General features: G+C 73.4%; 18 protein-coding genes and 3 tRNA genes. 10 read left to right on the top strand and 11 right to left on the bottom strand.

The window, feature by feature from the left end; translation table 11 throughout:
* Together WA788_RS34275 and WA788_RS34270 are read left to right on the top strand one after the other, a co-directional pair.
* Positions 1-3,349 (top strand): type I polyketide synthase (locus tag WA788_RS34275; protein WP_335984242.1); only part of this gene is annotated, 3,349 nt, incomplete at its 5' end.
* Entirely contained in the window at positions 3,346-6,582 is a 3,237-nt protein-coding gene (locus WA788_RS34270) for a non-ribosomal peptide synthetase (protein ID WP_335984240.1), read from the top strand. The genes WA788_RS34275 and WA788_RS34270, both read left to right, overlap by 4 nt.
* A gap of 80 nt (positions 6,583-6,662) precedes the next feature.
* Here the strand turns inward: WA788_RS34270 and WA788_RS34265 are convergent, their stop codons facing one another.
* The 3 genes from WA788_RS34265 to WA788_RS34255 all read right to left on the bottom strand — a co-directional run bounded on the left by WA788_RS34265 (position 6,663) and on the right by WA788_RS34255 (position 9,753).
* Positions 6,663-7,328, bottom strand: coding sequence for a response regulator transcription factor (locus tag WA788_RS34265; RefSeq protein ID WP_335984239.1), 666 nt, complete (start codon positions 7,326-7,328; stop codon positions 6,663-6,665).
* Positions 7,313-8,659, bottom strand: coding sequence for a sensor histidine kinase (locus WA788_RS34260; protein WP_335984237.1), 1,347 nt, complete (start codon positions 8,657-8,659; stop codon positions 7,313-7,315). The genes WA788_RS34265 and WA788_RS34260 overlap by 16 nt, the downstream gene beginning before the upstream one ends.
* Before the next feature lie 401 nt (positions 8,660-9,060).
* Complete coding sequence (locus WA788_RS34255; RefSeq protein WP_335984236.1) at positions 9,061-9,753, bottom strand: 4'-phosphopantetheinyl transferase family protein; 693 nt, start codon at positions 9,751-9,753, stop codon at positions 9,061-9,063.
* A 221-nt stretch (positions 9,754-9,974) separates the two neighbouring features.
* Here WA788_RS34255 and WA788_RS34250 point away from each other — a divergent pair, with 221 nt between their 5' ends.
* Positions 9,975-10,436: a hypothetical protein gene (locus WA788_RS34250; protein WP_335984235.1), complete on the top strand. Its 462-nt coding sequence runs from the start codon at positions 9,975-9,977 to the stop codon at positions 10,434-10,436.
* Between the two features lie 83 nt (positions 10,437-10,519).
* Here WA788_RS34250 and WA788_RS34245 read toward each other — a convergent pair whose 3' ends face one another.
* Positions 10,520-11,287 (bottom strand): thioesterase II family protein, encoded by a 768-nt coding sequence (locus tag WA788_RS34245; RefSeq protein ID WP_335984234.1) that lies wholly within the window; start codon positions 11,285-11,287, stop codon positions 10,520-10,522.
* 990 nt (positions 11,288-12,277) lie between these two features.
* On the opposite strand from WA788_RS34245, the gene WA788_RS34240 reads away from it, so the two are divergent.
* The 3 genes from WA788_RS34240 (at position 12,278) to WA788_RS34230 (ending at position 17,185) form a co-directional block, all read left to right on the top strand.
* Positions 12,278-13,273, top strand: coding sequence for a ParB/RepB/Spo0J family partition protein (locus WA788_RS34240; RefSeq protein WP_335984233.1), 996 nt, complete (start codon positions 12,278-12,280; stop codon positions 13,271-13,273).
* A 175-nt stretch (positions 13,274-13,448) separates the two neighbouring features.
* Positions 13,449-15,182, top strand: coding sequence for an ABC transporter ATP-binding protein (locus WA788_RS34235; RefSeq protein WP_335984232.1), 1,734 nt, complete (start codon positions 13,449-13,451; stop codon positions 15,180-15,182).
* A gap of 11 nt (positions 15,183-15,193) precedes the next feature.
* On the top strand, positions 15,194-17,185 hold the full coding sequence (locus WA788_RS34230; RefSeq protein ID WP_443034138.1) for an ABC transporter ATP-binding protein: 1,992 nt from the start codon (positions 15,194-15,196) through the stop codon (positions 17,183-17,185).
* 48 nt (positions 17,186-17,233) lie between these two features.
* Here WA788_RS34230 and WA788_RS34225 read toward each other — a convergent pair whose 3' ends face one another.
* The 3 genes from WA788_RS34225 to WA788_RS34215 all read right to left on the bottom strand — a co-directional run bounded on the left by WA788_RS34225 (position 17,234) and on the right by WA788_RS34215 (position 20,240).
* Positions 17,234-18,262, bottom strand: coding sequence for an RNA polymerase sigma factor (locus tag WA788_RS34225; protein ID WP_335984231.1), 1,029 nt, complete (start codon positions 18,260-18,262; stop codon positions 17,234-17,236).
* A gap of 231 nt (positions 18,263-18,493) precedes the next feature.
* Positions 18,494-19,291: an ABC transporter permease gene (locus tag WA788_RS34220; RefSeq protein WP_335984228.1), complete on the bottom strand. Its 798-nt coding sequence runs from the start codon at positions 19,289-19,291 to the stop codon at positions 18,494-18,496.
* A 34-nt stretch (positions 19,292-19,325) separates the two neighbouring features.
* Complete coding sequence (locus tag WA788_RS34215) at positions 19,326-20,240, bottom strand: ABC transporter ATP-binding protein (protein WP_335984227.1); 915 nt, start codon at positions 20,238-20,240, stop codon at positions 19,326-19,328.
* Between the two features lie 641 nt (positions 20,241-20,881).
* Here WA788_RS34215 and WA788_RS34210 point away from each other — a divergent pair.
* Entirely contained in the window at positions 20,882-21,214 is a 333-nt protein-coding gene (locus WA788_RS34210) for a hypothetical protein (RefSeq protein ID WP_335984226.1), read from the top strand.
* Positions 21,215-21,409: 195 nt separating this feature from the next.
* Here the strand turns inward: WA788_RS34210 and WA788_RS34205 are convergent, their stop codons facing one another.
* Both WA788_RS34205 and WA788_RS34200 read right to left on the bottom strand, forming a co-directional pair.
* A complete protein-coding gene (locus tag WA788_RS34205) occupies positions 21,410-22,858 on the bottom strand; it encodes an FGGY family carbohydrate kinase (RefSeq protein WP_335984225.1) in 1,449 nt (482 codons plus the stop codon).
* Positions 22,859-22,946: 88 nt separating this feature from the next.
* Positions 22,947-23,243: a YtxH domain-containing protein gene (locus WA788_RS34200; RefSeq protein WP_335984224.1), complete on the bottom strand. Its 297-nt coding sequence runs from the start codon at positions 23,241-23,243 to the stop codon at positions 22,947-22,949.
* Positions 23,244-23,422: 179 nt separating this feature from the next.
* Here WA788_RS34200 and WA788_RS34195 point away from each other — a divergent pair.
* The 3 genes from WA788_RS34195 to WA788_RS34185 all read left to right on the top strand — a co-directional run bounded on the left by WA788_RS34195 (position 23,423) and on the right by WA788_RS34185 (position 23,810).
* Positions 23,423-23,495, top strand: a tRNA-Asn gene (locus WA788_RS34195).
* Between the two features lie 4 nt (positions 23,496-23,499).
* A tRNA-Asn gene (locus tag WA788_RS34190) sits at positions 23,500-23,572 on the top strand.
* Between the two features lie 164 nt (positions 23,573-23,736).
* Positions 23,737-23,810, top strand: a tRNA-Ile gene (locus tag WA788_RS34185).
* 678 nt (positions 23,811-24,488) lie between these two features.
* Here WA788_RS34185 and WA788_RS34175 read toward each other — a convergent pair.
* Complete coding sequence (locus tag WA788_RS34175; protein ID WP_335984245.1) at positions 24,489-24,866, bottom strand: hypothetical protein; 378 nt, start codon at positions 24,864-24,866, stop codon at positions 24,489-24,491.
* Complete coding sequence (locus WA788_RS34170) at positions 24,863-25,036, bottom strand: hypothetical protein (protein ID WP_335984244.1); 174 nt, start codon at positions 25,034-25,036, stop codon at positions 24,863-24,865. Before WA788_RS34170 ends, WA788_RS34175 begins: the two co-directional genes overlap by 4 nt.
* Between the last annotated feature and the right edge of the window lie 61 nt (positions 25,037-25,097).

Below are 25,097 nucleotides of genomic sequence, written 5' to 3'. Positions count from 1 at the left end.
TCACCGTCCGCGCCTGGTGATGGTGTCCGGGCTGACCGGTGGTGTGGTGTCGGAGGAGGTCACCGACGCCTCCTACTGGGTGCGGCACGTGCGTGACGCCGTGCGGTTCGCCGACGCGGTCGAGGCGATGCGCGCCGCGGGCGTAGGGACGTTCGTGGAAGTGGGCCCGGACGGTGTGCTGTCCGCGTTGGGGCCCGCGACGCGAACGGAGGCCCCGGAGGACGCCGTTGAGTCGTGGACGCCAGTTCTGCGGCGGGGGCGGGATGAGCCGCGGGCGCTGCTGACGGCGGTGGCGAAAGTGTTCGTCCGGGGCATCCCGGTGGCCTGGGAGAAGGTCTACGCGGGCACCGGAGCGCGTCGGGTGGACCTGCCGACGTATGCGTTCCAGCGTCGCCGCTACTGGCTCAACTCGACCACCAGCAGCCGCGCCGAGGACCTCGGGCTGGCGGCTCCCGGGCACGCGCTGCTGGGTGCGACCGTCGACCTGCCGGCGTCCGGGGAGACCGTGCTGACCGGGCAGCTGTCCCTGTCCGCGCACCCGTGGATCGGCCGCTCGACGGTGGCGGGGCGGGTCGTACTCCCCGCCGCCGCGCTGCTGGACATGGCCGTGCGGGCCGCCGACGAGGTCGGCTGCGACCGCGTCGAGGAACTGCTCGTCGACACGCCCCTGGTGCTCCCCGCGCACGGTGGCGTACGGGTCCAGGTGACCGTGGGCACCGCCCGCGCGGACGGGCTCCGGGACGTCGCGGTCCACGCACGGCTGCCCGAAGGCGCGTGGGTGCGGCACGCTTCGGGCATCCTCGCCCCGGCCGGTGCCGGCAGCGGCCCGGACGACAACGCCACCGCGGACACGGCGCCCTGGAGCACCCCGTGGCCGCCGGCCGGCGCCGTCCCGGCCGACGTGGCCGGGCTGTACGACGCGCTGGAGGCCGCCGGACTCGACTACGGCCCGGAGTTCCGGGGCGTACGCGCCGCCTGGCGCCAAGGTGACGAGGTGTTCGCGGAGATCGCCCTGCCCGAGGGCACCGACGTGTCCGGGTTCGGGGTCCATCCCGCGCTGCTCGACGCCTCGCTCCACCTGACCGCCCTCGCCGAGGCCGAGCAGCGCCGGGCCTCCGACGACGGGCCCCCGCAGCCGCTCGCCTGGAGCCGCGTACGGCTGTACGCGTCCGGCGCGACGGCCGCGCGGCTGCGCGTTTCGCCGTCGGCCTCCGGCGAGGGCGTGTCGGTGGAACTCGCCGACCCGGCGGGCCGGCCGATCGCCTCGGTTGGTTCGGTGGCCGTGGTGCCGCTTGCTCCCGGGGCTCTCGACACGGCCGCTGGAGCAGCTCACGACGGGTTGTTCCGGGTCGCCTGGTCCGTCGCGGACACGGCGCCCACCTCCGCCGCGCCCGAACGCCCCTGGGCCGTGCTCGGCGACGAGGGCGGGGCGGACGTCCCGGGCGCCCAGGTCTACGCGGACGTCGCCGAGTTGACCGCGGCGCTCGACGCGGGCGCGCCGGTACCCGGTGCCGTGGTCTTCCGCGGCCTGCCGGACGCCGGACCGGACGAGGAACCCGCGGCCGTTCCCGTTCCCGCTGCCGTGCCCGCGGCCGTTCCCGTTCCCGAGACCGCACGCCGGGCCGCCGTGCGGACGCTGGAGACCCTCCGTGCGCTGCTGTCCGCGCCGCGGCTGGACGGCGCCCGGCTGGTGGTGGTGACCGAGTGCGGCGTGGACGCGGACTCCGGCACCGCGATACGGCTGGAGCACGCGGGCGTCGTCGGCCTGGTGCGTACGGCCGCGGCCGAGCATCCGGAGCGGATCGTGCTCGCGGACGTCGACCGGCTCGCCGGCTGCGGTCCCCTCCTGGTGGCCGGAACCGCCCTGGACGAGCCGCAGTTCGCGGTGCGCGACGGCCGGGTGCGGGTGCCGCGGCTGGCCCGCGCGGCCGGGGACGGACCCGCCCGCCCGGACGGCGAGGTGTCCGGGCAGGACCCGGCCGCGACAGCCGGGGAGACCGCGGACCCGACACCGTCCACCACCCCCGGGACGGTGCTGCTGACCGGCGCCTCGGGCGCCCTCGGCGGCCTCCTCGCCCGGCACCTGGCGCGCACCGGCCGGACCGGGCGGCTGCTGCTCACCTCGCGCCGCGGCCCGGCCGCCCCGGGCATGGCGCGGCTGGCCGCGGACCTGGCCGCGGCGGGCTGCCCGGCCCAGGTGCTGGCCTGCGACGTCGCCGACCGGGCCGAGTTGGCCGCCGTGACGGCCGGTGTCCCCGCGTCGGCTCCGCTGACCGGTGTGCTGCACACCGCGGGCGTCCTGGACGACGGCGTACTCGACTCGCTGACGCCCGAACGCGTCGACCAGGTGATGCGGCCCAAGGCCGACGCGGCCTGGCACCTGCACGAGCTGACCCGCGGCATGGACCTGGACACCTTCGTCCTGTTCTCCTCGGTCGCCGGTGTCCTCGGCACACCGGGGCAGGCCAACTACGCGGCGGGCAACACCTTCCTGGACGCCCTGGCGGCCCACCGCCGGCAGCAGGGCCTGCCCGCGGTGTCGTTGGCCTGGGGCCCCTGGGAGCAGGGCATGGCGGGCCGGCTCACCTCCGCCGACCGGCGGCGGATGGCCCGCCAGGGGGTGCGGCCGCTGTCCGACGCCGACGGGCTCGCCCTGTTCGACGCGGCGCTCGACCGGAGCGACCCGCTGCTGGTCACCACCCGCCTCGACCCGGCCGCGCTGCGCGGTGCCGGCAGCGCGGTGCCGGCCCTGCTGACCGGCCTGGTCCGCCCGGGCCGGCGCACCGCGGGCGGCGCCGGCGGCGACGCCGGCCGGAACCTGCTGAACCAGCTGGCGGCGCTGCCGGCCGCGGAACTCCGGGCGGCGGTGCTGGACCTGGTCCTCACCCAGGCCGCCCTCGTCCTGGGCCGGCCCGGCCCGGAGTCCATCGCCGCCGCCCGCTACTTCCGCCAGCTCGGCTTCGACTCGCTGACCGCGGTGGAGTTCCGCAACCGGATGAGCACCGCGCTCGGGCTGCGGCTGCCCTCGGCCGTGGTGTTCGACTACCCCACGCCCGCGGAGCTGGCCGACCACCTCCAGGAGCGGATCGCCCAGCAGGAGATCGACTACGCGCCGGTGCACGGCACCCTCGACCGGCTGGGCACGATGCTCGACGGGATCGTCCGGCGCGGGGGCAGGAAGGCCGACATCATCAGCCGCCTCGAACACCTCATGGAGGAGTTCCGGGGGGCGGAAGCGGACGACGCGTCGTCCGACGAGGACATCATCGACGCCACCGACGACGAGATGTTCGACCTCATCGACAAGGAGCTGGGAATCCAGCCGGGCACCGGAGGAGGAGCGGCGTGAGCAACCCCGCAGCAGGGCACACGCCGGCGAAGGCGTCGGACGGGTCCGGTGCCGCACCGGTGCCCCGGCCCCCCGGAGGGGACATCTCCCCGGAGGAGGAGGCGCTGTGGCTCCTGGAGTCGCTGGCGCCGGGCACCGCCGTGAACAACCTGTCCGTGGCGTTCGCCGTCGCGGGACGGGTGGACGCGGTACGGCTGCGGGCGGCGCTGGCCGCCGTCGTCCGGCGGCACGAGGCGCTGCGCACCGTCTACCGCGGCGACGGGGCACGGCTCACCAAGGAGGTGCTGGCCGCCGAGGCACTGACCGTCCCGCTCACCGAGGCCGAACTGCCCGGTGAACCCGCGCCCGCGGACCTCGCCCCCGTGACCGCCGCTCCGTTCGCGCTGGACGGCGGGCCGATGGTGCGGGCCGCGCTGTTCCACGGCACCGGGGCACCCGGCAGCCGCGACGTGGTCTGCGTCACCGCCCACCACCTGGTCCTCGACGAGGTCTCCGGGCCGCTGCTGAGGGCCGAACTGGCCGCCGCCTACGACCAGGCCGCCGCCTACGACCAGGACGGCACCGGCGGGGACCCCGTGCCGGTGCCGGGCCCGAGCAGGCCAGCGCCCCGCGCCGAAAGCCGCGCGTTCTGGCGGGCGGAGCTGGCCGGCACCGTCGCCGGGGCCGGCGAACTCGCCTGCGCCGCGCCCGAACCGGACCGGCCGACCCTGGCCACCGCGGAGGTCGACCGCACCCTCCCGCCGCACACCGCGCAGGCCCTGGACCGGCTCGCGGCGGCGACGGGCGTGCCCGAGGCCGCGATCCTGCTCGCCGCTTTCCATGTGCTGCTGGAGACCCACGGGGCCGGCTCGGACGTGCTGGTCGGCGTACCCGTCGACCTGCGTCCCGCAGCCGCGGCCGGCGCCGTCGGCCGGCACACCCACCACGTGCCGCTGCGGCTGCGGGCCGCGTCCAAGGAGAGCATCCGCGACCTGGTCGTGCGCAGCGCCGAGCGGCTTGCCGCGGCCACCGCGCACGCCGACGTCGCCGTGGACGCGCACCCCGACCTGCTGCCCGCCCGGGCTTCCGGCCGCCACTCGCTGCCGTTCCGGTACGCCTTCGAGTACCGCGCGCCCGACGGCCCGCCGGGGTTCTCCTTCGGCGGGCTGCCCGCCGAGCCGTTCCCCGCGACCAGCGGCGCCGGCCGCTTCGACCTGCACCTGGCCGCGACCCGGCACCCCGGCCCCCAGGGCACCGTCGGGCTGCGGCTGCGCTACCGCACCGAGCTGTTCGACCCGGCGCCGGCCGCCCTGCTGCCGGCGCGTTACGAGGCGGTGCTGGCCTCGTTCGCGGCCGACCCGGACCGGGCCGTCGGGGACGTGGACTGGTGGAGCCCCCAGGACCACGCGATCATCGGCGCGGCCAACGACACGGCCGGTCCCGTCGAGCCCGCCACCGTGCTGGCGGCCGTCGAGCGGCAGGTGCGGCGCACCCCCGCCGCCGTGGCCGTCGTGGACGGCGACGACACCCTGGACTACCGGCAGTTGTGGCACGCCGCGCACACCGCGGCCGCCCTCCTGCGCAACGTGGGCCTGCGGCCCGGGGAGACGGTGGCGATCGCCCTGCCGCGCGGCGCCGAACTGGCCGCGGCGGTTCTCGGGACCTGGCTGGCGGGCGCGGCGTACATGCCGCTGGACGCCGCGCACCCGAAGGAGCGGCTGCGCCACCAGCTGTCCGACTCCGGCGCGCGGCTGCTGGTGGCGAACGGCGACACCGCGGGGCTCGGCGGCCCGGACGGTCCCGCGGTGCTGCTCGCGCCGCCCGCCCGCGACGCGGCGCCGCGACCGGCGGCCGACGCCCCGGCCGAGGCGGTCGGGGCGGCCGGGGCGGCGGACTGCGCCTACCTGATGTACACCTCCGGGTCGACCGGGCGCCCGAAGGGCACCCGGGTCGGCCACGCCGCGCTGGCCAACCTGGTCGTGCACTTCGCCGAGCAACTGGCCGCGGCCCCCGGGGACACCATGCTGTGGACCACCACGTTCGCGTTCGACATCTCCGGGCTGGAGCTGTTCGTGCCATTGGTCTCCGGCGGCACCGTGGTGGCCGCACCGGACCGTGCCAGGAGCGACGGCCGGGTGCTGCGCGCGCTGCTGGAACGGCACGACGCGCGGTTCGTGCAAGCGACCCCGACCGCCTGGCGGCTGGTCATCGACCGGGCCGCGGACAGCCTGCGCGGCCGCCGTGTGCTGGTCGGCGGCGAGCCGGTGCCGCTGCCGCTGGTCCGCCGGCTGCTGGCCGCCGGCTGCGAGCTGCACCACGTCTACGGCCCCACCGAGACGACGATCTGGTCCACCTCCCGTGTGATCGCGGCCGACCCCGGCGCCCGGCTGGACGTGGGCCGCCCGATCCGCAACACCCGCCTGCACGTCACCGACCCGCACGGCCGCGACCTGCCCGTCGGCGTACGGGGGGAGCTGTGCATCTCCGGCACCGGCGTCGCCCTGGGCTACCACGGCCGGCCCGACCTCGACGCGGAGCGCTTCGGCGTCCACCCCGAGCACGGCCGCTTCTACCGCACCGGCGACATCGCCTGCTGGCGCGCGGACGGCCTGATCGACCTGTTCGGCCGGACCGACCGCCAGGTCAAACTGCGCGGCAACCGCATCGAGTTGGGCGAGATCGAGGCGACGCTGCTGGCCCACCCCCAGGTCGGTGCGGCCGCGGTCGTCCTGGTCGGCGACCCGAGCGGCGACGGAGTGCTCGTCGGCTGCCTCGAACCGGCCGGCACCGAACTGGACCTCGCCGACGTGCACGCGCACGCCCGCGCCCGGCTGTCCCGCGCGATGCTCCCCGGGGAGCTGGTCGCGGTCGACGCCATGCCGGTCAACGGCAGCGGGAAGGTGGACCACCGGGAGCTGGCCCGTGTCGTCGAAGCCCGGCGGCCCCAGCCCGCCGTACCGGGTACGCCTGCCGCACCTGATGCGCCCGGCGGGGCGGAAAGCCCCACCGAAGGGCTGACGGCCCAGTTGGTGGCGGTGTGGCGGCGCATCCTGCGCCGCGAGGACGCCGACGCCGACACCGACTTCTTCGCCGGGGGCGGGAACTCCATGCTGGCCGCTGTGGCGCTCCAGGAGTTCCAGAACGCCAGCGGGCGCTCACTGAGCCTCACCGAGATCTTCGAGCGGCCCACCCCGCGGGAGCTGGCCGCGCACGTCACCGACACCGCACCGGACGCGCAGGCGCCCGCCGGGTGAGACCCGCCGCGGTGTCCGGCCGGCGGCCCCGACGTGTACGACACGCACGACGTGTACGTCGGGGCCCCGGACGGCAGCTGTCACGACCCGTCGGCGGTGCTCTCGGCGTCGAGGTAGGCCAGCACGGCGCGGACCCTGCGGTTGGTGTCGTCGTCCGTGCCCAGTTCCAGCTTGGCGAAGATCGCGGTGGTGTACTTGCTGATGGCGCCCTCGCTGAGGAACAGCCGGCCCGCGATGGCCGCGTTGGACAGCCCCTCGGCCATCAGCCCCAGCACCTGCCGCTCGCGCTTGGTGAGCGACGCCAGCGGATCGGCCCGGGTCGGCCGCGCCAGCAGCTTCGAGACGACCGTCGGGTCCAGGGCGGTGCCGCCGTTCGCCACCCGGCTGACCGCGTCCAGGAACTGCTCGGCGTCCAGCACCCGGTCCTTGAGCTGGTAGCCGATGCCGCCGTGCCCGTCGGCGAGCAACTCCCGCGCGTACAACTGCTCCACGTGCTGGGAGAGGATCAGCACCGGAAGCCCCGGGATCTGGCGGCGCGCCGCCAGCGCCGCCTGGAGGCCCTCGTCGGAGAAGCTCGGCGGCAGCCGGACGTCCACGATCGCGACGTCCGGCCGGTGTTCGAGCAGCGCCTCCAGGGTGGCGGGCCCGGAGTCGACCGCGGCGACCACCGTGTGGCCGTACGCCTCGACGAGGTGCACCATCCCGTTCCGGAGCAGGAAGAGGTCTTCGGCTACGACAATTCGCACGGCACCGCCACGGTGATTCGAGTAGGTCCGCCGACGGGGCTGTCGATCTCCAGCCGTCCGCCGAACGCGTTCATACGGCGCTCGAGGCCGCGCAGCCCCGAGCCGGACGAGGGGTCGGCCCCGCCCACTCCGTCGTCCTGCACGCTCGCGGTGAGCACCCGCCCGTCATAGCCGAGCTCCACCGTCACGCGCCGCGCCGCCGCGTGCTTCGCGGCGTTCGCCAGCAGCTCCGCGACCGCGAAGTACACCGCCGACTCCACCGGCCGCTCGGGCCGGGAGGGCACCTGGCTGTGCACGTCGACGGCCACCGGCGAGTCGAGCGCGAGCGCCTGCACGGCGTCGACCAGACCGCGTTCGGTGAGCACCGGCGGGTTGATCCCGCGCACCAGCGTGCGCAGTTCGTCGAGCGCCGTCGCGGAGGAGGCGCGGGCCTCCGCGAGGATCGCCTTCGCGGCCTCCGGCTTGGTGTCGACCAGCTGCTCGGCGATGCCCATCGACATGCCCATCGCGACCAGCCGCGCCTGCGCCCCGTCGTGCAGACCGCGCTCGATCCGCTCCAGCTCCGCGGCCTGGGTCTGTGTGAGATCGGCGCGGATGGCCTCCAGTTCCGCCACCCGCCGGCCCAGCCGGGTGCTCGGGACCGGGCCGAGGAACCGGGCCGCGACCGGGCGCAGCACCCGCCACGCGAACGGCGCCGCGGCCAGGCCCGCCACGATCGAGGCGGCGCCGTAGCCGGCGAGGGCGGGGGTGAACAGCAGGAAGACGCCGTACCCCAGACCGAGCAGCGGCAGCGCCGCGACCGGGAACACGGTGACCGACGCGACCACCGCCCACAGGCCGTCCCAGTGGAACTGCGGGTCCCGGAACCAGGCGTGCACCTTGGCACGGCGGCGGGCCTCCCGCTCGGTCTTGTGGTACTCGTGGCCGTCCCACCAGAAACCGGTCGCCATGCGCGTCACCGGCGGCACGGCGCGGTAGGCCACCTCGAGCCGCAGGTCCAGCCAGTCGGCGGCGCGGCGGCGCGCGGCCCCGGCCAGCGCCCGGCTCGCCAACGGGTGCACCACCCACAGGGCGATGGCGACCCAGGCGATCACCACCAGGGTCTCCCCGAGCGTCGCGAGCACGCTGACCACCAGGGGCTCGCGCCGCCCCGCGCTCCAGGAGTAGGCCACCTCCGAACCGCCCACCCCCACGGGCACGGCGACGAGGGCCATCACGCAGGTGAGGCCCACCAGGACCGCGGACCGGTACAGCCCCCGCGCGGACGCGGCGCACCACCCCAGCGGACCGCCTCCAGGAGACATCCTCATCCGCTCGTTCCCTTCACCCACGGCGATCATTGTGTCAGCCGGGACGGCGGTCCGGGCCGACACGATCGACGGTACGCAGCCCGCGCCGCCCCCGATAGCCTGCTACGCCCCGCCGCCCGTGGGCCTAACCCCACCCGGCGCCGCCACGAGCAGCCGTGCCTGACGAATCCTGCCCGGCCGGCGGGGGCTGGCACGCATGCTCTCCCCCTGCCTTCGGCGGGTTGCGCCCCTGCGTTGCCGGTCGTCGGGGCAGCGCGCCGCGCTCTGTTCCCCAGAGCTTCGCCGGGGAGGGGCCGCGCCCCGAGCCTTGTGATCGGGGGCCGCGCCCATGCTGGAGGCCACGGGGGAGCACCAGCCCCCGTCGGCCTGCGCCCGTTGGTCGGAACGACGCTGTCCGCCGGCCACGGCCTCGGCGCCCGGGATCAGGGATGCGGCACCGTCACCGCGGTGGCGGCCACGCCCCCGCCCACGATCCACCGCCCCTCGAAGTGCTGGAGCCGCCGCCCGCCCACCACCGGCCCGGGAACGAGCAGTTCGGCGCGGAACCGGCCCTGTGCCGCGTCACCCGCGGGCGCCCGTACGTCGATGTCCGCCTCGACGTCCGCCTCCTCGAAGCCCAGCCACTGCCCGGTCAGCGGGAACCACGCCTTGTAGACCGACTCCTTCGCGCTGAACAGCAGCAGGTCCCAGTGGACGTCCGGCCGCCGGGCCGCGAGAGCGGCGAGCCGCTGCCGCTCCGCGGGCAGCGAGACCGTCCTCAGCACCCCGTGCGGCAGCGGCGCGTGCGGCTCCGCGTCGATGCCGAGGGAGGCCAGGTCGGCGGCGCGGACCAGCGCGGCGGCCCGGTATCCGGCACAGTGCGTCATGCTGCCGCGCAGGCCCTCCGGCCAGCACGGGGCGCCGCCCCGGCCGGTCGGCACCGCCTGCGGCGGCACGCCCAGCTTCACCATGGCGCGGCGGGCGCAGGCACGCACGGTGGCGAACTCGCGGCGGCGCCTGTCCACCGCCTTCGCCACGAGCGCCGCCTCCTGCGGATACAGCGCGAGGTGCGCGGTCTCGTCGTCGCCGAGCGCCTCCACGACCGCCACCGGTTCGGGGAGGACCTGTTCGAGCACGAAGACCCCCTTCACCGGCAGGGCGCGGTACGGCCCGTCCGGTTCGGCAGCAGTCCTACCAGAGCGCCGGCACCCGGGCGGGCCGCGGACCGGGGCGGTTGAACACCGCGTGCGCCGGCCCGGGGGTGGGACTGGCCCCACCCAAGCGTGTGCCCAGGCCCATACCGGGCCCGCCGCGCCCTCCGTAACGTCGGCAGCACGTTCAGACGGAGGAGAAGGACATGGCGAACACCAGCGTCACCACGACCACCACCACGGCCCCGGCGACCGTCGAGGACCCCCGGGTCCAGGAGGCGTTCAACACGGCGAAGAAGTTCCTCGTGGTCTACGGCGTGATCAGTGTCGTCTGCCTCGGGACGGTCGCCGGGATGGCGATCGCCGGCCATGACACCAGCCCCTTCATGTGGGTGCGGGGCGCCATCCTGCTGCTCATCGCCCCCTGGCTGTACCGGCTGGCGACCCGCGCCCCGCAGGGCGACGCGCGCGCCTACGACCGGCTGGCCACGGTGACCGCGATCCTGCCGATCGCGATCATCGTCGTCGACGCGATCCCCGGCCTCTGCCCGGCCTGGTACGCCGCGATCCAGGGGGTGTCGGCGCTGGCCCTGATCGGCGCCGCGGTGCTCACCCGCGGGTCCGCGGTGCGCGGCGTCTTCCCGAAGCCGGCGAAGAAGAAGGCATGACGGGCCGACCGGACCCGCGGCGCCCCGGTGTTCAACCGATGCGCCCCGGGCATCCGGTCCGCCGATGGGGGTGTGCGCCCCGGTCAGCCGGCGTGGCGTGCGCCCTGCTCCCGGAAGTGGTCCTCGAGGACCTGCATGACCTCCGCGGCGCGCTCGCTGATGAAGAAGTGCCCGCCGGTGAACACCCGCAGGTCGCAGCCGCCCCTGGTGTGCCGGTCCCACGCCTTCGCCTCGTCCAGCGTGGTCTTGGGGTCGCTGTCCCCGGTCAGCACGGTGATCGGGGTGTCCACGGCGACGTCGGGCCCGCACCGGTATGTCTCGACGGCCCGGTAGTCGGCGCGGAGCGCGGGCAGCGCGGCCCGCATCATCTCGTCGTCGCTCAGCAGGGACGCCGCGGTGCCGCTCAGCTCGCGCACCTCGGCCATGATCGCGTCGTCGCTGCCGAAGGTGCTCTCGTCCCGGTGGGTACCCGGTGCGCGCCGCCCGGAGGCCATCAGCCGTACCGGCCGCACCCCGTCGGCCTCGAAGCGGCGGGCGAGTTCGAAGCCGATCACCGCGCCCATGCTGTGGCCGAAGAGGGTGAGCGGAAGCTCGGGCTGGCGCCGGAGCACCTGGTAGATGCCGTCGACGAGCACCGACAGGTCGTCGAGGGGGGCCTCCGCCCGGCGGTCCTGCCGGCCGGGGTACTGGATCGACACGACGTCGACCTGCGGACTGAGCGCCGCCGCCACCGGCAGGAAGAAGGGTGCCGAACCGCCCGCGTGCGGAAGGCACACCAGCCGGGCGGCCGGGTTCGGGGCAGGGCGGAAACGCCTGCACCACAGGTTGTCTCCGGACGAGGGCTGGGACATGCCGCTCCTGAGGTCGTCACACCGAATCGTCAAGTGGGACGAGAACGTAGCCAACCGCCGGAACCCCTGCAAGGCTCGCGGCCGCCGCACGCCGCCCACCCGGAGGCCACCCAATGAACAGGGGGGAAAGGGCAGTTGAACGGTGAGGGTGGCTGCGCCCCCGCGCCCCTTGATAGGAAGGACGGGACGGGGCCCGCCTGTTGCGTCGTCCCCCCGACGCGAAGCTCCGAACCGGGACGAAGTTCCCATCCCCCGTACGGCGGCCGCCTGTTCAACTGATGCGCCGCGCGCGGTTGAGCGCGCCGCGCGGAAGCCGTCGTCGAAGGACGTGCGCACCCGGGCGCCGGCCGAGTTGAACGGCCGGGCGGTCCGCACCTCCCCTGCCCCGCGGGCAGCGGCACCGCCGGTCGTCCGCGGATTTCCGCATGTCGGGCCGCGGACGCGGCGGAGCGAGGGATTCCGCCACGCGTGCGGGGAACCGGACGGACGGTGCGTGGCGTGTACCGGAACATGCCCGGCGGCAGAACGCTGTGTATCCGCTCGGGATTCCCGAGGGGCCTCATTCGGCCCTGCACCTTCAGGTTGAACGGGGATACACTCGCGATGTCCGGTTGACACCGCAGGCATTATCGCCGCAGGTCGGCGGAGGTCATCAGGCGGAGTTTGCTGCGGCGTGCAAATTTATTCACGCGGTGTCTACGGGGCGTCAGCGCCGCACAGCTTACCGTGATTGGCGAGAAATAGGAGAAATTTCGGGTTCACGCTCACTCCCGGTGATGGGCCGGGGCCCCGGCTCCTGCCGGGCGTCCACCGGACACAACGTGAGCTGCCGTGAACTACGGGGAAGTGTACGACGTTTCAGACATACCGCATGACCTCGGTATGTCTCGAGAGCCGTGGCAGGCGGCGTCTGGAGGCTTTTGGCTGCGCATGGCAAGCACGAGTTGTCAGGGGGAGGCAATGGTAGGTCTCGCTGAGACAAGCAGAGCGGTGGCCGCTGTGGTCGCCGTCCGGGGAGAACGGGGAGAACGGGGAGATGACGGACCGGAGATCGTTTCCGTCCCGATCATGCAGATTCTGCCCGGGGACTCACCGCGCCTGAAAGGTGAGGACAAAGGCCACGTACTGCAATTGGCGGCCATAGACGGCCCACTGCCGCCAATATTGGTCGACCGAAGAACGATGCGGGTCATCGACGGTATCCATCGTCTCATGGCGGCCTCCCTCAAGGGCCATAAGTACATCGACGTCAAATTCTTCGACGGCAGCCGTGAAGAGGCTTTCCTCATTGCGGTCGAGGCAAACGTCACGCACGGACTTCCGCTGTCGCAGGCCGACCGCACGGCCGCCGCGCTGCGCATCCTCAAGTCGCACCCCACGATGGCCGACCGGGTCATCGCCAAGTCGACCGGCCTGGGCGCCCGTACGGTCGCGGAACTGCGGCGCTCGTCCGACTCGGTGCCGCAGTCGGACTTCCGCATCGGCCGGGACGGCAAGGTCCGGCCGCTGGACGCGGCGCAGGGCAGGCTGCGGGTCGCCGAGCTGATCAGGGACAACCCGAAGGCGTCACTGCGTCAGGTGGCCCGGTCGGCGGGCATCTCACCGGCCACGGCGCTGGACGTCCGCCGCCGGCTGGAGCGCGGCGACGAGCCCGTACCCAGCCAACGCGGCCGGACCAGGGCCGAGGAGGGCAGCGCGCGCCCCGCACCGGCCGACCCGGACCCCATGGTGGCCAACCCGCCCACCGCCGCCACGCTCGAAAAACTCATGCGCGACCCGTCGCTGCGCCAGAGCGAGCTGGGACGGCGGCTGTTGCGGATGTTCCGGGAGAACGTGGTCGGGGCCAACGAGATGAACGACATCTGCGCCTCGGTGCCTTTGCACTGCATCGAACTCATCATCGAACTGTCCCGGCGCAATTCGCAGATCTGGGAAGGGTTCGCCCAGGAGCTGAACCGGCGGGCGCGGATCGTGAACCCCGACTGACCGCACCGGAAACGGAACCCGCCTGCCCGGACGGGGCGCCGGGGGGACACTTGAGGGCGGGGCCGGCCGCACGGCGACGCTGCGGCCGGCCCCCGCTCAACCTCCGGACGGCCCGCCGCGTCCTGTTGAGCGTCCCCACCCGTGCCCTGCCCGAGGCAACCCGAGGTACCCGCCCGTGCTGATCAGACTCCTGAGATCCCACCTCAGACCGTACAGACGCCCCATCGTGCTGCTGGTCTTCCTCCAACTGCTGTCCACCATCGGGGCGCTGTACCTGCCGACCCTCAACGCCGACATCATCGACAACGGCGTGGTCAAGGGCGACACCGGCTACATCCTCGGGATGGGCGGGGCGATGCTCGGGGTGACCGTGGTGCAGATCGCGTGCGCGATCGGCGCGGTCTTCTTCGGCGCGCGCACCGCGATGTCGGTCGGACGCGACCTGCGGCGGTCCGTCTTCACCCAGGTGCAGCGCTTCTCCGCCCGCGAGGTCGGCCAGTTCGGCGCGCCGTCGCTGATCACCCGCACCACCAACGACGTCCAGCAGGTCCAGATGCTGGTGCTGATGAGCTGCACCCTGATGGTGCCCGCCCCGATCATGTGCGTGGGCGGCATCATCATGGGCCTCGACCAGGACGTGCCGCTGTCGTCGCTGTTCCTCGTCGTGGTGCCGCTGCTGGGCATCACCTCGGCCCTGATTGTGCGGAAGATGCGGCCGCTGTTCCGCACCATGCAGGGGCGGGTCGACGCGGTGAACCGGGTACTGCGCGAGCAGATCACCGGCATCCGGGTGATCCGCGCCTTCGTCAAGGACGGATACGAGAAGGACCGGTTCGGCTCCGCCAACGACGAGTTGACCGCGGTGTCGCTGGCCACCGGCCGGCTGATGGCCCTGACCTTCCCGACCGTGATGGCGATCGTGAACCTCTCCAGCGTGGCCGTGCTCTGGTTCGGCGCCCACCGGATCAACAGCGGCGGCATGCAGATCGGCGCGCTGACCGCGTTCCTCACCTACCTGATGCAGATCCTGATGTCGGTGATGATGGCCACCTTCATGTTCATGATGCTGCCGCGGGCCGAGGTGTGCGCCGACCGTATCGAGGAGGTGCTCGGCACCGACTCCAGCGTGGTGCTGCCGGCCGCGCCGGTCACCTCGCTGCGCCGGCACGGCCATCTGGAGCTGCGCGGCGCCACGTTCGCGTATCCCGGCGCCGAGGCCGCGGTGCTGGTCGGTATCGACCTGGAGGCCAGGCCCGGGCAGGTCACCGCGGTGATCGGCTCCACCGGCAGCGGCAAGTCCACCCTGCTCGGGCTGATCCCGCGGCTGTACGACGCGACCGCGGGCCGGGTACTGGTCGACGGGGAGGACGTCGCCGCGCTCGACCCGGCGCTGCTGGCCGAGACGGTCGGGCTGGTGCCGCAGAAGCCGTACCTGTTCTCCGGGACGGTGGCGAGCAACCTGCGCTACGGCCGGCCGGACGCCACCGACGAGGAACTGTGGCACGCGCTGCGGGTCGCGCAGGCCGAGGACTTCGTCCGGAAGCTCGAAGGCGGACTGGAAGCGCCGATCGGGCAGGGCGGCAGCAATGTCTCCGGCGGGCAGCGGCAGCGGCTGGCGATCGCCCGCTGCCTGGTGCGGCGCCCGGAGATCTACCTCTTCGACGACTCCTTCTCGGCACTGGACTACGCCACGGACGCGGCGCTGCGGCAGGCGTTGGCGGCGGAGACCGCGGAGGCGACGGTGGTGATCGTGGCCCAGCGGGTGTCCACGATCCGTGACGCGGACCGGATCGTGGTCCTCGACGAGGGCCGCGTGGTCGGCACCGGTACCCACAGCGAGCTGATGCGGGACAACCCGACCTACCGGGAGATCGTGCTGTCGCAGCTCACCGAGCAGGAGGCGGCGTGAGCGGCGGGGGCATGAGCGGCGGGGGCGTGAGCGGCGGGGGCGGGGACCGGCTGAAGAAGGCGCCGGCGCAGCGCGGACCGGCCCCGGCGGCGGGGCCGGCCCGGTTCATGGGCGGCGGACCCGTCGAGCGGTCGATGGACTTCAAGGGCTCGCTCAAGCGGGTGATCGGGCTGATGCGCCCGGACCGGCTGTGGTTGTGCCTCGTGCTGGCGGTCGGCGTGGTGAGCGTCGCGCTGACGGTGTCCGGGCCGCGCATCCTCGGCCGCGCGACCGACCTGATCTTCGCCGGGGTGATCGGCCGGCAGACCGGCGGCGGCAGCCGGGAGCAGGTCCTGGCGGACCTGCGGGCGCACGGCAACGGCAAGCTCGCCGACGTGATGTCCGGCATCGACTTCACCCCCGGCAAGGGCATGGACTTCGGCGCGATCGGCACCGTGCTGCTGGTCGTACTGGCGGTGTACCTCGGCGCGGCGGTGCTCAGCGTGGTCCAGATGCGCACCGCGACGAAGGTGATCAACCGCGCGATCTACCGGCTGCGCCGCGACTGCGAGGCCAAGCTGTCCCGGCTGCCGCTGTCGTACTTCGACCAGCAGCCGCGCGGCGAGGTGCTCAGCCGGGTCACCAACGACATCGACAACATCGGCCAGACCATGCAGCAGACCATGGGCCAGCTGGTGAACTCGCTGCTGACCATCGTCGGTGTGCTGGCGATGATGTTCTGGATCTCCTGGCTGCTGGCGCTGGTCGCGCTCGTCACGGTCCCGGTGACCCTGCTGGTGGCGACCGTGGTCGGCAAGCGGGCGCAGCCGCAGTTCGTGCAGCAGTGGAAGACCACCGGCAAGCTGAACGCGCACATCGAGGAGATGTACACTGGGCACTCCCTGGTGAAGGTCTTCGGCCGGGCGGAGGAGTCCGCGGCGGTCTTCGAGGCGGAGAACGAGGCGCTGTTCCGCTCGGGTTTCCGGGCGCAGTTCATCTCCGGCACGATCCAGCCGCTGATGATGTTCATCGGCAACCTCAACTACGTGCTGGTGGCGGTGATCGGCGGTCTGCGGGTCGCCTCGGGCACGCTGTCCATCGGCGACGTACAGGCGTTCATCCAGTACTCGCGGCAGTTCAGCCAGCCGCTCACGCAGGTCGCGAGCATGGCGAACCTGATCCAGTCCGGGGTGGCCTCCGCCGAGCGGGTCTTCGAACTCCTCGACGCCGAGGAGCAGTCCGACGAGCCTGCGCACCCCGCCCGCCCGCAGCAGCTGCGCGGCCGGGTCACGCTGGAGGACGTCGACTTCCGCTACCTGCCGGACCAGCCGCTGATCGACGGCCTGTCGCTGGCCGTCGAGCCCGGCCAGACGGTGGCGATCGTCGGGCCGACCGGCGCGGGCAAGACCACCCTGGTGAACCTGCTGATGCGCTTCTACGAGGTCTCCGGCGGCCGGATCACCCTGGACGGCACCGACATCGCCGCGATGTCCCGGCAGGAGCTGCGCGCCGCGATCGGCATGGTGCTCCAGGACACCTGGCTGTTCGGCGGGACCATCGCGGAGAACATCGGATACGGCCACCAGGACGCGACCCGCGAGCAGATCGAGGAGGCCGCCCGCGCCGCGCACGCCGACCGCTTCATCCGCACCCTGCCCGACGGCTACGACACCGTCATCGACGACGAGGGGACCGGCGTCAGCGCCGGCGAGAAGCAGCTCATCACCATCGCCCGGGCGTTCCTGTCCGACCCGGTGATCCTCGTCCTGGACGAGGCGACCAGCTCCGTCGACACCCGCACCGAGGTCCTCATCCAGCGCGCGATGGCCAAACTCAGCCACGGCCGGACCAGCTTCGTCATCGCCCACCGGCTCTCCACGATCCGCGACGCCGACGTCATCCTCGTCATGGAGTCCGGTGCCATCGTCGAACAGGGCACCCACGACCAGCTCCTCGCCGCCGACGGCGCCTACGCCCGCCTGTACTCCGCCCAGTTCGCCCAAGCCGTCGCCGAAGTCGACTGACCCCGCACCCGGGAGCCCCGCGCCCGGGAGCCCCGCCCCGCGGCCGCCTCAGTCGAGGTAGCCGCGGAGGTGGGCGGTGTAGGTGTGGTCGCGGAGCTTGGTGAGGGTCTTGGACTCGATCTGGCGGATGCGTTCGCGGGTGACGCCGAAGATCTCGCCGATCTCCTCCAGGGTGCGGGGGCGGCCGTCGGTGAGGCCGTAGCGGAGCTGGACGACCTCGCGTTCGCGGTCAGCGAGGGTGGACAGCACCGCTTCGAGGTGCTCGCGCAGCAGCAGGAAGGCGGCGGACTCGACGGGGGAGGCGGCGTCGCGGTCCTCGATGAGGTCGCCGAAGGCGATGTCCTCCTCGCCGACGGGCGCGTGCAGCGAGACCGGTTCCTGGGCCAGCCGCAGCACCTCGGCGACCCGCGACGCGGGCAGCCCCAGGTGGTCGGCGACCTCCTCCAACGTCGGCTCGCAGCCGCGCTCCTGGACCAGCGCGCGCTGCACCCGTACCACCCGGTTGATCAGCTCCACCACGTGCACCGGCACCCGGATCGTCCGGGCCTGGTCGGCCAGCGCCCGGGACATCGCCTGGCGTATCCACCAGGTCGCGTACGTCGAGAACTTGTAGCCGCGCGCGTAGTCGAACTTCTCGACCGCGCGGATCAGGCCGACGTTGCCCTCCTGCACCAGGTCGAGCATGGTCAGACCGCGGCCGATGTAGCGCTTGCCCACCGACACCACCAGCCGCAGGTTCGCCTCGATCAGCCGCCGCTTGGCCATCCGGCCCATGACCACCAGCCGGTCGAGGTCGACCGCGAGCTGCGAGTCCAGGTCCGGGAAGGCCGCCAGCCGCTCCTCCGCGAACAGCCCCGCCTCGACCCGCCGCGCCAACTCGACCTCGTCCGCGGCGCTCAGCAGCGGGATACGGCCGATCTCCCGCAGGTACTGCCGGAACAGGTCGGCCGACGGCCCGGCCGCGGCGTCCGTACGGCGGCCGGGCAGCTCGCCGACGGGATCGGGCACCACCGGCTCGTCGAGGGCAGGGGGCACCGGCTCGTCGGGCGTGACCTGGACCTGGGCGTCTGTCCGCACGGAAGCGACCTCCGCGGTGAGCGCGTCGTCGGGCTCAAAAGAGGGCTCGGCACCGGGACCCCAGTGTGACCCACGACGCCTCCCGCCACGAGGGTGCTGCGGACCCTTTTTTCACGCCATGTCACCGCCTGCGGCCCGCCCGTCACCGCGTGCGCCCCGCCCGTCACCGCAGTGCCGGACGGGCCCGCCCCGCGCTTCCCACCCGGCCCGCTGGCCGGACCTGCCGCCGCGTCACTCCCACCGGAACAGCTTGGCCGAGGCGCCCAGCAGCACCACCGCCCACGCCACCAGGGTGAGGATCTGCATCCCGTGCGGCCAGTCGCCCTGCGAGGCGTCCTGGAGCGCCTGCACGGCCGCGCCCAGCGGCATGGCATGGCTGAGGTGCTGGAGCGCCTTGGGCATCGCCGCGATCGGCATCCACAGCCCGGCGAAGAACATCATCGGGTAGAAGAGGATCTGGCCGGCGTTCTGCGCGGTCTTCGCGGAGGGCGCCACCGACGCGATGAACAGCCCGATCCCCATCAGCGCGAGGTAGGTCAGGACGACCGCCAGCACGAATCCGCCGACCTGCTTCGGCAGCGGCACGCCGTACCCCAGCCGCCCCACCACCAGCAGCACGACCGCGGTGACCAGCGCGATGCCGAGGTTCACGATCAGCTGGGCCGCCAGCACCCGCGACGGCCCGGCCGGGGTGGTGCGCAGCCGGCGCAGCACCCCGCGCTCGCGGTAGTCCGCCAGGGTCTGCGGCAGCCCGGTCAGGGCCAGCAGCGCACCCGAGAACGCGACGAGGATCGGCACGTACACATCGAGCGTCGTCTCGCCGTGGAAGGTGTCGCTGGCCTTGTTGAAGGACGGGATGGCGCCGAAGATGACCAGCAGGATCAGCGGCAGGGCGACCCCGAAGACCAGGCGCATACGCTCGCGGACGAGCAGCTTCAGTTCTATGGCGGTCAGCTGCCACAGCGCGTTGCGGCGCGGGGCGGTTCTGGTGGCACTGGCCATCGCGGTGCTGGCGGTGGTGGTCGACACGACGGGTCTCCTCGGGATCTCTTACTGCGCCGGGCTACTTCGAGTGGTGGTCGTTCTGCGTCAGGGCGAGGAACGCGTTCTCCAGCGTGGCCTGTTCGACGCGCAGGTTCATCGGCTCGACCTTCGCGTCCGCCAACGCCGAGGTGACGACGTTGAGGGAGTTGTTGTTGCCGGTGACCACCACGTACTCACCCTGGCGGGCCACCGAGGTCACGTCGGGCAGCCGGGTGAGGAGGCTGTCGTCGAAGGAGGTGGACGGCCGGAAGTGGATGCGCTGCTCCGACTCGACCCGGGAGATCAGTCCCGAGGGGGTGTCGATGGCCGCGACCCGCCCCTTGTCGATCAGGGCGATCCGGTCGCACAGCCGCTCGGCCTCCTCCATGAAGTGGGTGACCAGCAGGATGCTGACGCCGCTGGCCCGGACGGTCTCGATCAGCTCCCAGGTCTCGTGCCGCGCCGCCGGGTCCAGCCCCGTGGTCAACTCGTCGAGCACCGCCACCTTCGGGTTGCCGACCAGCGCCAGCGCCACCGACAGCCGCTGCTTCTGACCGCCCGACAGCTTGCTGTACGGCGTCTTCGCCTTGCCGGTCAGGCTCAGCGCGTCCATCAGCTCCTGCCAGTCCCGGGGGTTGCTGTAGAAGGAGCTGTACAGCGACAGCGCCTCCGCCACCCGCATCCGGTCCGGCAGTTGGCCGTCCTGCAACTGGACGCCGAGCTGGCGGGTGATCTCGGCGCGCTCCACCTGCGGGTCGAACCCGAGCACCGTGACCTCGCCGCGGTCGCGCTGCCGCAGCCCTTCCACGCATTCCACGGTCGTGGTCTTGCCGGCGCCGTTCGGACCGAGAATTCCGAAGATCTCGCCTTCCTCGATGGAGAAGGAGACGTCGTCGACCGCGACCGTGTCCCCGTACTCCTTGTGCAGGTTCCGCACCTCAACCACAGCCGTCATTGGGGGTTTCCTCCGAGTTTTCCGCGCTCCGCCGACCATGTCTTCCCGCCGACTTCCGCTGCGCGCTCAGCCTGTGAAGTTCCGGCGATATCGAGAACGTACCGGCGGCGCGGTTCCGGCGTAATCCTGTTACGCCCCGGACCGGGTGGGCCTGCACCCACCTTTTCGCCGGCGGCGCGCGGCGCCTGAGGCCGCGTCAGGTCTGGGCGGGCGGTCGGCGGCCGCCGGCCACCGGCCGCGCGACCCGCCTGGCGCGCCCGGTTCGCACCGCCGGCGTCCATGGCTGCTCCCGTCACCGGCGGGGCCGGGTCCGCCCGGTCGGCAGGCCGAACCTATCGCCGCCGCCCGCCGCGGGACATCCCGCTACACCCCGTCCGCGGTGGGTCCAGGCCCACCCGCCCCGCTCCGGACCTGCGACGTGCGGTGCGGCCGCTCAACCGAGGGGGCCGCGGCAGTTGAACGGCAGCGGGCCGGTCGCGCGGCTGAACGGACCCGACTTCCCTGCCCGCGCCGGTCCGTGGGCGGTCACGATCCCGCCCGCTGTTCGCCGGCGCTCGGGCGGACCTGCTGAGCATTGCGTGCGCGCGGAAGCTCCGGCTAGCGTTTCTCATAAAGTCGCGACGATGAAGAGGTGACGCACAGTGGGGCACAAATTCTCACTGATTCTCAGCCGGGAGATCACCGACGAGGAATCAGTCACGTTCAAGCAGGCCGGCGGCGGCAGCGCCGTTTTTCTCGCCGACACGCTTCCGACCAATTCCGCCGTCTCCGTCACTCGGATCGACTTCGACGACGCGGTGACGGAGACCCTGGCCGAGTCGATCCAGTCGGCGCTGGACGTCGCCGGGGAGATTCCGGACCTGACGGTTCCCGGGCTCAGCGTGCCGGCCGTGCCGAAGGAGGAGCCGCCGGCGGGAGAGGCGGCCGAGGGCGAGCTCGCGGAGAGCGCGCAGGCCGTCGCCGCAAGCGTGTAGCCACGTTTTCCGGGTTCGGAAGACATCGATATGGCGGCGCCGATCCGGTCGCCGCAGCGCCGTTCCCCCGCAGTCCGTTCCCAGGCGGGGGAACGGCTTTTCCGCCCCCGGCCCCCGGCGGCTTTCGTGCCCACCCCGCCAGGGGTACCGCCCCGGATGCTGCCGTCCGCCCCGGGTGTCGCCGTCCCCGCGGGCTCAGCGCAGCGCGTCGAAGGCGCCCGGGTGCGTGTGCTCGCGCACCGACGTGTACTGCTGGCGGACCGCGGTGCCCACGGCCGCGTCCTCGCCCGGCTCGAAGTGCCGGGCGCCCTCCAGCGCCCACTGCGGCGGCTCGCCCTGCGTCCGCGACCCGAGCACCGCGCCCAGCGACCACGCGGCCTGCCTGGCGGCGCCCAGCGCGGCGTACTCCCCGGCCTGCGGCACCACCACCGGCGCGCCGAACAGCGGCGGCGCGATCCGCTGCACCGCGGGCAGCTCGGCCGCCGGGCCCAGCAGGAACACCCGGCGCACCTCGACGCCCTTGCCGCGCAGCACGTCCAGCGCGTCGGCGAGCGCGCACAGCATCCCCTCGAACGCCGCCCGCGCCAGGTGCTCGGGCTTCATCGAGTCCCGCCGCAGCCCGCTGAGGGTGCCCGCGGTGTGCGGCAGGTCGGGGGTGCGCTCGCCCTCCAGGTACGGCAGCAGCACCAGCCCGTAGGAGCCCGGCGTCGAGGTCAGCGCCCGCTCGGACAGGCCCGGCAGGTCGGTGCCGAGCAGTTCGGCGGTGCCCCGCAGGGTCCGGACCGCGTTGCGGACCTGGAGCAGCGGCAGGTGGTGGCCGGTCGCGTCGGCGTACGAGGTGATGGTGCCGGTCGGGTCCGGTAGCGCGGCGGTGTGCACCGCGAAGACGGTGCCGCCGGCGCCGAGCGAGACCACCGCGTCGCCGGGGCCCAGGCCCAGGCCCAGCGCGGCGGCCATCGCGTCGCCGGTGCCGGCGGAGATCAGCAGTCCCTCGGGGGTCTGCCCGGCCGGCTCGGCGGGGGCGAGCACGTCGGGCAGCCGGGCGCTGTGGCCGAGCGCGCGCTCCACCAGGTCCGGGCGGTACTCGCCGGTGGCCGCCGACCAGTAGCCGGTGCCGGAGACGTCACCGCGGTCGGTGGTGCGGCGGTCCGGGCGGCCGAGCAGCTGCCAGACCAGCCAGTCGTGCGGGAGCAGCACCTCGGCGACGCGCTGGGCGGCGGCCGGTTCGTGCTGGGCCAGCCAGCGCAGCTTCGCCACCGGGAACGACGCCTGCGGCACCGCGCCGACCGCCTCGGCCCAGCCGGCCGGGCCGCCCAGCTCCTCCACCAGGTCCGCCGCCTGCACCTGGGCCCGCTTGTCGCCGCGCAGCAGCGCCGGGCGCACGGTGACACCGCCGGCGTCCAGCGCCAGCAGGCCGTGCTGCTGGCCGGCGATGCCGATCGCCTGCACGCCCTCCAGCACGCCGCCGCCGGCCGCCTCGCCCAGCGACAGCAGCCACGCCTGCGGATCGATCTCGGTGGGCTTCTCGCCGTCGTCGAGGGGGTGCGGGGCGTGGCCCTGCCGCAGCACCGCCCCGGTGTCCGTGTCGCACACGACGATGGTGGTGCCCGTGGACGAGCTGTCTATGCCGGCGACTTTCCCCATGGGCGAATGATGCCGTACGGCGGGGGCGCGCCGCGCGGGGGTCCACCCTCGGCACCGGGCGGGGTGGCGGGCCGGGGGGCGGTACGGGTCAGGTGTTCGAGGTGCCCCACTCGCTGTCGGGGCCGTGGCCGTTGCGGCTGGCGCGGATCTTCCCGGCCAGGGCGTCGGGCATCCGGTCGCCGACCTTGGCGGTCACCGTCTCCTTCGCCCGGCCCGCAGCGGTGCGGCCCTGCTGCATGGCGGACTCGGCGGTGTTGCGCACCGCGGGGTTCTGCGCCACCTTGCGGGCGGCCTCGCGGATCTGCTCGTACCGCTCCCGCCCGGCGCGGGCCCCGAGCACGAAACCGACCAGGGCTCCCGTGATGAACGTCAGCCGGTAGCGCATGGCTCCACCCTTCCTCACTCAGGTTCTGCCGGTCTCTAGGCGCCTTACCCTGCGTCGCGGGGTGCAACCCCCTGCAAGCGGTTGGCGGAGCACCCCCCTGCTTGCGCTAATGTATGTGTCGCACCGAGCGTGCGCCCGCCGGGAGGTCCCTGTGGGTGCATTCGGCGCACACAGTGCGATCCCCTGTAGCTCAATTGGCAGAGCAGCCGGCTGTTAACCGGCAGGTTACTGGTTCGAGTCCAGTCGGGGGAGCTGGTCCCCTGTAGCTCAATTGGCAGAGCAGCCGGCTGTTAACCGGCAGGTTACTGGTTCGAGTCCAGTCGGGGGAGCGCAGGATCAGGACCCTCCGGGGTCCTTTTTCGTCTCCCGGCCACGCCGCGCCGTCAGTTCGGGCCGCGCCGCGTCCACCTGACGACCTGTCCGTACACCCGCGAGGGCGACAGATCGTATGAGCGGCTATGCTGCGGCAGACGGCGTGCACGGCACGCCGTACGGGGCGGTAGCTCAGCCGGTTAGAGCAGCGGACTCATAATCCGTCGGTCGTGGGTTCGAGTCCCACCCGCCCCACCCCGCGGCACCCCGCTCCCAGCGGCTTCCACCTGGGGAAACGCGGTTTCCCTAGCGGTTCCGGGCGAGCCCTTGGGGGTGGCTGGAAGGCCCTGTGAGCCCGGTGTGAGCCCGGAGGTGTCGCCTCCCTCGATCGGCCGAGCGCGCGGCACGATCCTGGCGGCCCTCTCGGCCACCGCGCGGTCAACCTCGGGCAGCAGGCTCGTGTACGTGTCCGAGGTGAGCGTGGCCGCCACGTGGCGGAGGTCGCGGAGATTGATCGGCGGCAGGTTGGTGGCCTTCCGGACGCGGCGGAAGGCGTCGGACAGCATCTCCGGGTGGAGAGGGCTCCCGTCCTCCTGCGTGAAGACCTTGCCCGAGTTCTGCCAGGACTTTCCCCAGCTGAGGCGTTCTTTGCGCTGGCGGGCGCGGTGCAGACGCAGCACCCGCACGGTCAGGCTGTCGATGTGGATGGGTGAAGCGCTCCCGTCGGTTTTGGGCGCCGACTCGTACGGAGTCCACCCGTCCTGGACGATCTCCTTCGCCGGCGTCAGCAGACCCGCCTCCAGGTCGATGTCGACCCACTCCTGGCCGACCGCTTCCCCCGGCGGAGGCCGCGGAACGCGATGAGATGGAAGGCCGCGTAGAGGCGGTCGTCCGCTGCCTCGTCCAGGAAGACACCCAGCTGAGGGTTGCGGATCAGGCGCCGCTCGGCGAGGGCCTGGGCGAGTAGTGCCCCAGCTGATCCCGCAGCCACCCGTGAAGGCTGCGCCGCCCGTAGGCCAGCGCGACGACGACCGCGCGGCCGGCGAACTCCGTGTCCAGGCACGCCGGGATGTCCCGGTCGGGGAACCAGTCCCGGTCGACGAGCATGTCCCAGTAGTGGACGTGGATCTGCCAGGGCGCGACCGTCACCTCGGTCCGGCCGAGCACCTGCACGCTCGGCAGCGACAACCGGTCGAGAACAGGGTCGACCAGCCCCCGCTCGACCGCGTCGGGCTTGCACAGGATCACCGACCAGCGATCCCAGTCCACGCCCTCGACCACCGCGCCGCTGCGCGCCGGTTTCCGGTTCACCGGGCACCTGCCGCGGCGGCGCAGGCCGGCCAGCGGTGCCCGGCCAGCCAGCGCAGCCCGGGGTCGAGCGCGGCGACATCGTCCGCGCTGTAGGCCGCCTGGTTCGTCCGCAGAGCGTGCTCGTGCTCCAGGATGTGCGTGATGGTGTCGGCGGTCGTCGTCGCGGGCATCGGCGGGAATGGGAAGGCGGGAGGCCCGGTCCGGGTCGCTGCCTCTGCCAGCACGCGGTCG

Source organism: Streptomyces sp. CA2R106, assembly GCF_037034245.1.
GTDB lineage: Bacteria > Actinomycetota > Actinomycetes > Streptomycetales > Streptomycetaceae > Actinacidiphila.
The sequence above is the reverse complement of the archived record's forward strand: the minus strand, read 5'-3'. Positions and strand labels throughout refer to the sequence as shown.

What these genes read in the sequence shown, in the direction of transcription:
- WA788_RS34170 (WP_335984244.1), bottom strand. Translation starts at nt 25,036, where the DNA reads ATGCCCGCGACGACGACCGCCGACACCATCACGCACATCCTGGAGCAC.
- WA788_RS34215 (WP_335984227.1), bottom strand. Translation starts at nt 20,240, where the DNA reads ATGACGGCTGTGGTTGAGGTGCGGAACCTGCACAAGGAGTACGGGGAC.
- WA788_RS34200 (WP_335984224.1), bottom strand. Translation starts at nt 23,243, where the DNA reads ATGCGCTACCGGCTGACGTTCATCACGGGAGCCCTGGTCGGTTTCGTG.
- WA788_RS34205 (WP_335984225.1), bottom strand. Translation starts at nt 22,858, where the DNA reads ATGGGGAAAGTCGCCGGCATAGACAGCTCGTCCACGGGCACCACCATC.
- WA788_RS34245 (WP_335984234.1), bottom strand. Translation starts at nt 11,287, where the DNA reads ATGTCCCAGCCCTCGTCCGGAGACAACCTGTGGTGCAGGCGTTTCCGC.
- WA788_RS34230 (WP_443034138.1), top strand. Translation starts at nt 15,194, where the DNA reads ATGAGCGGCGGGGGCGTGAGCGGCGGGGGCGGGGACCGGCTGAAGAAG.
- WA788_RS34250 (WP_335984235.1), top strand. Translation starts at nt 9,975, where the DNA reads ATGGCGAACACCAGCGTCACCACGACCACCACCACGGCCCCGGCGACC.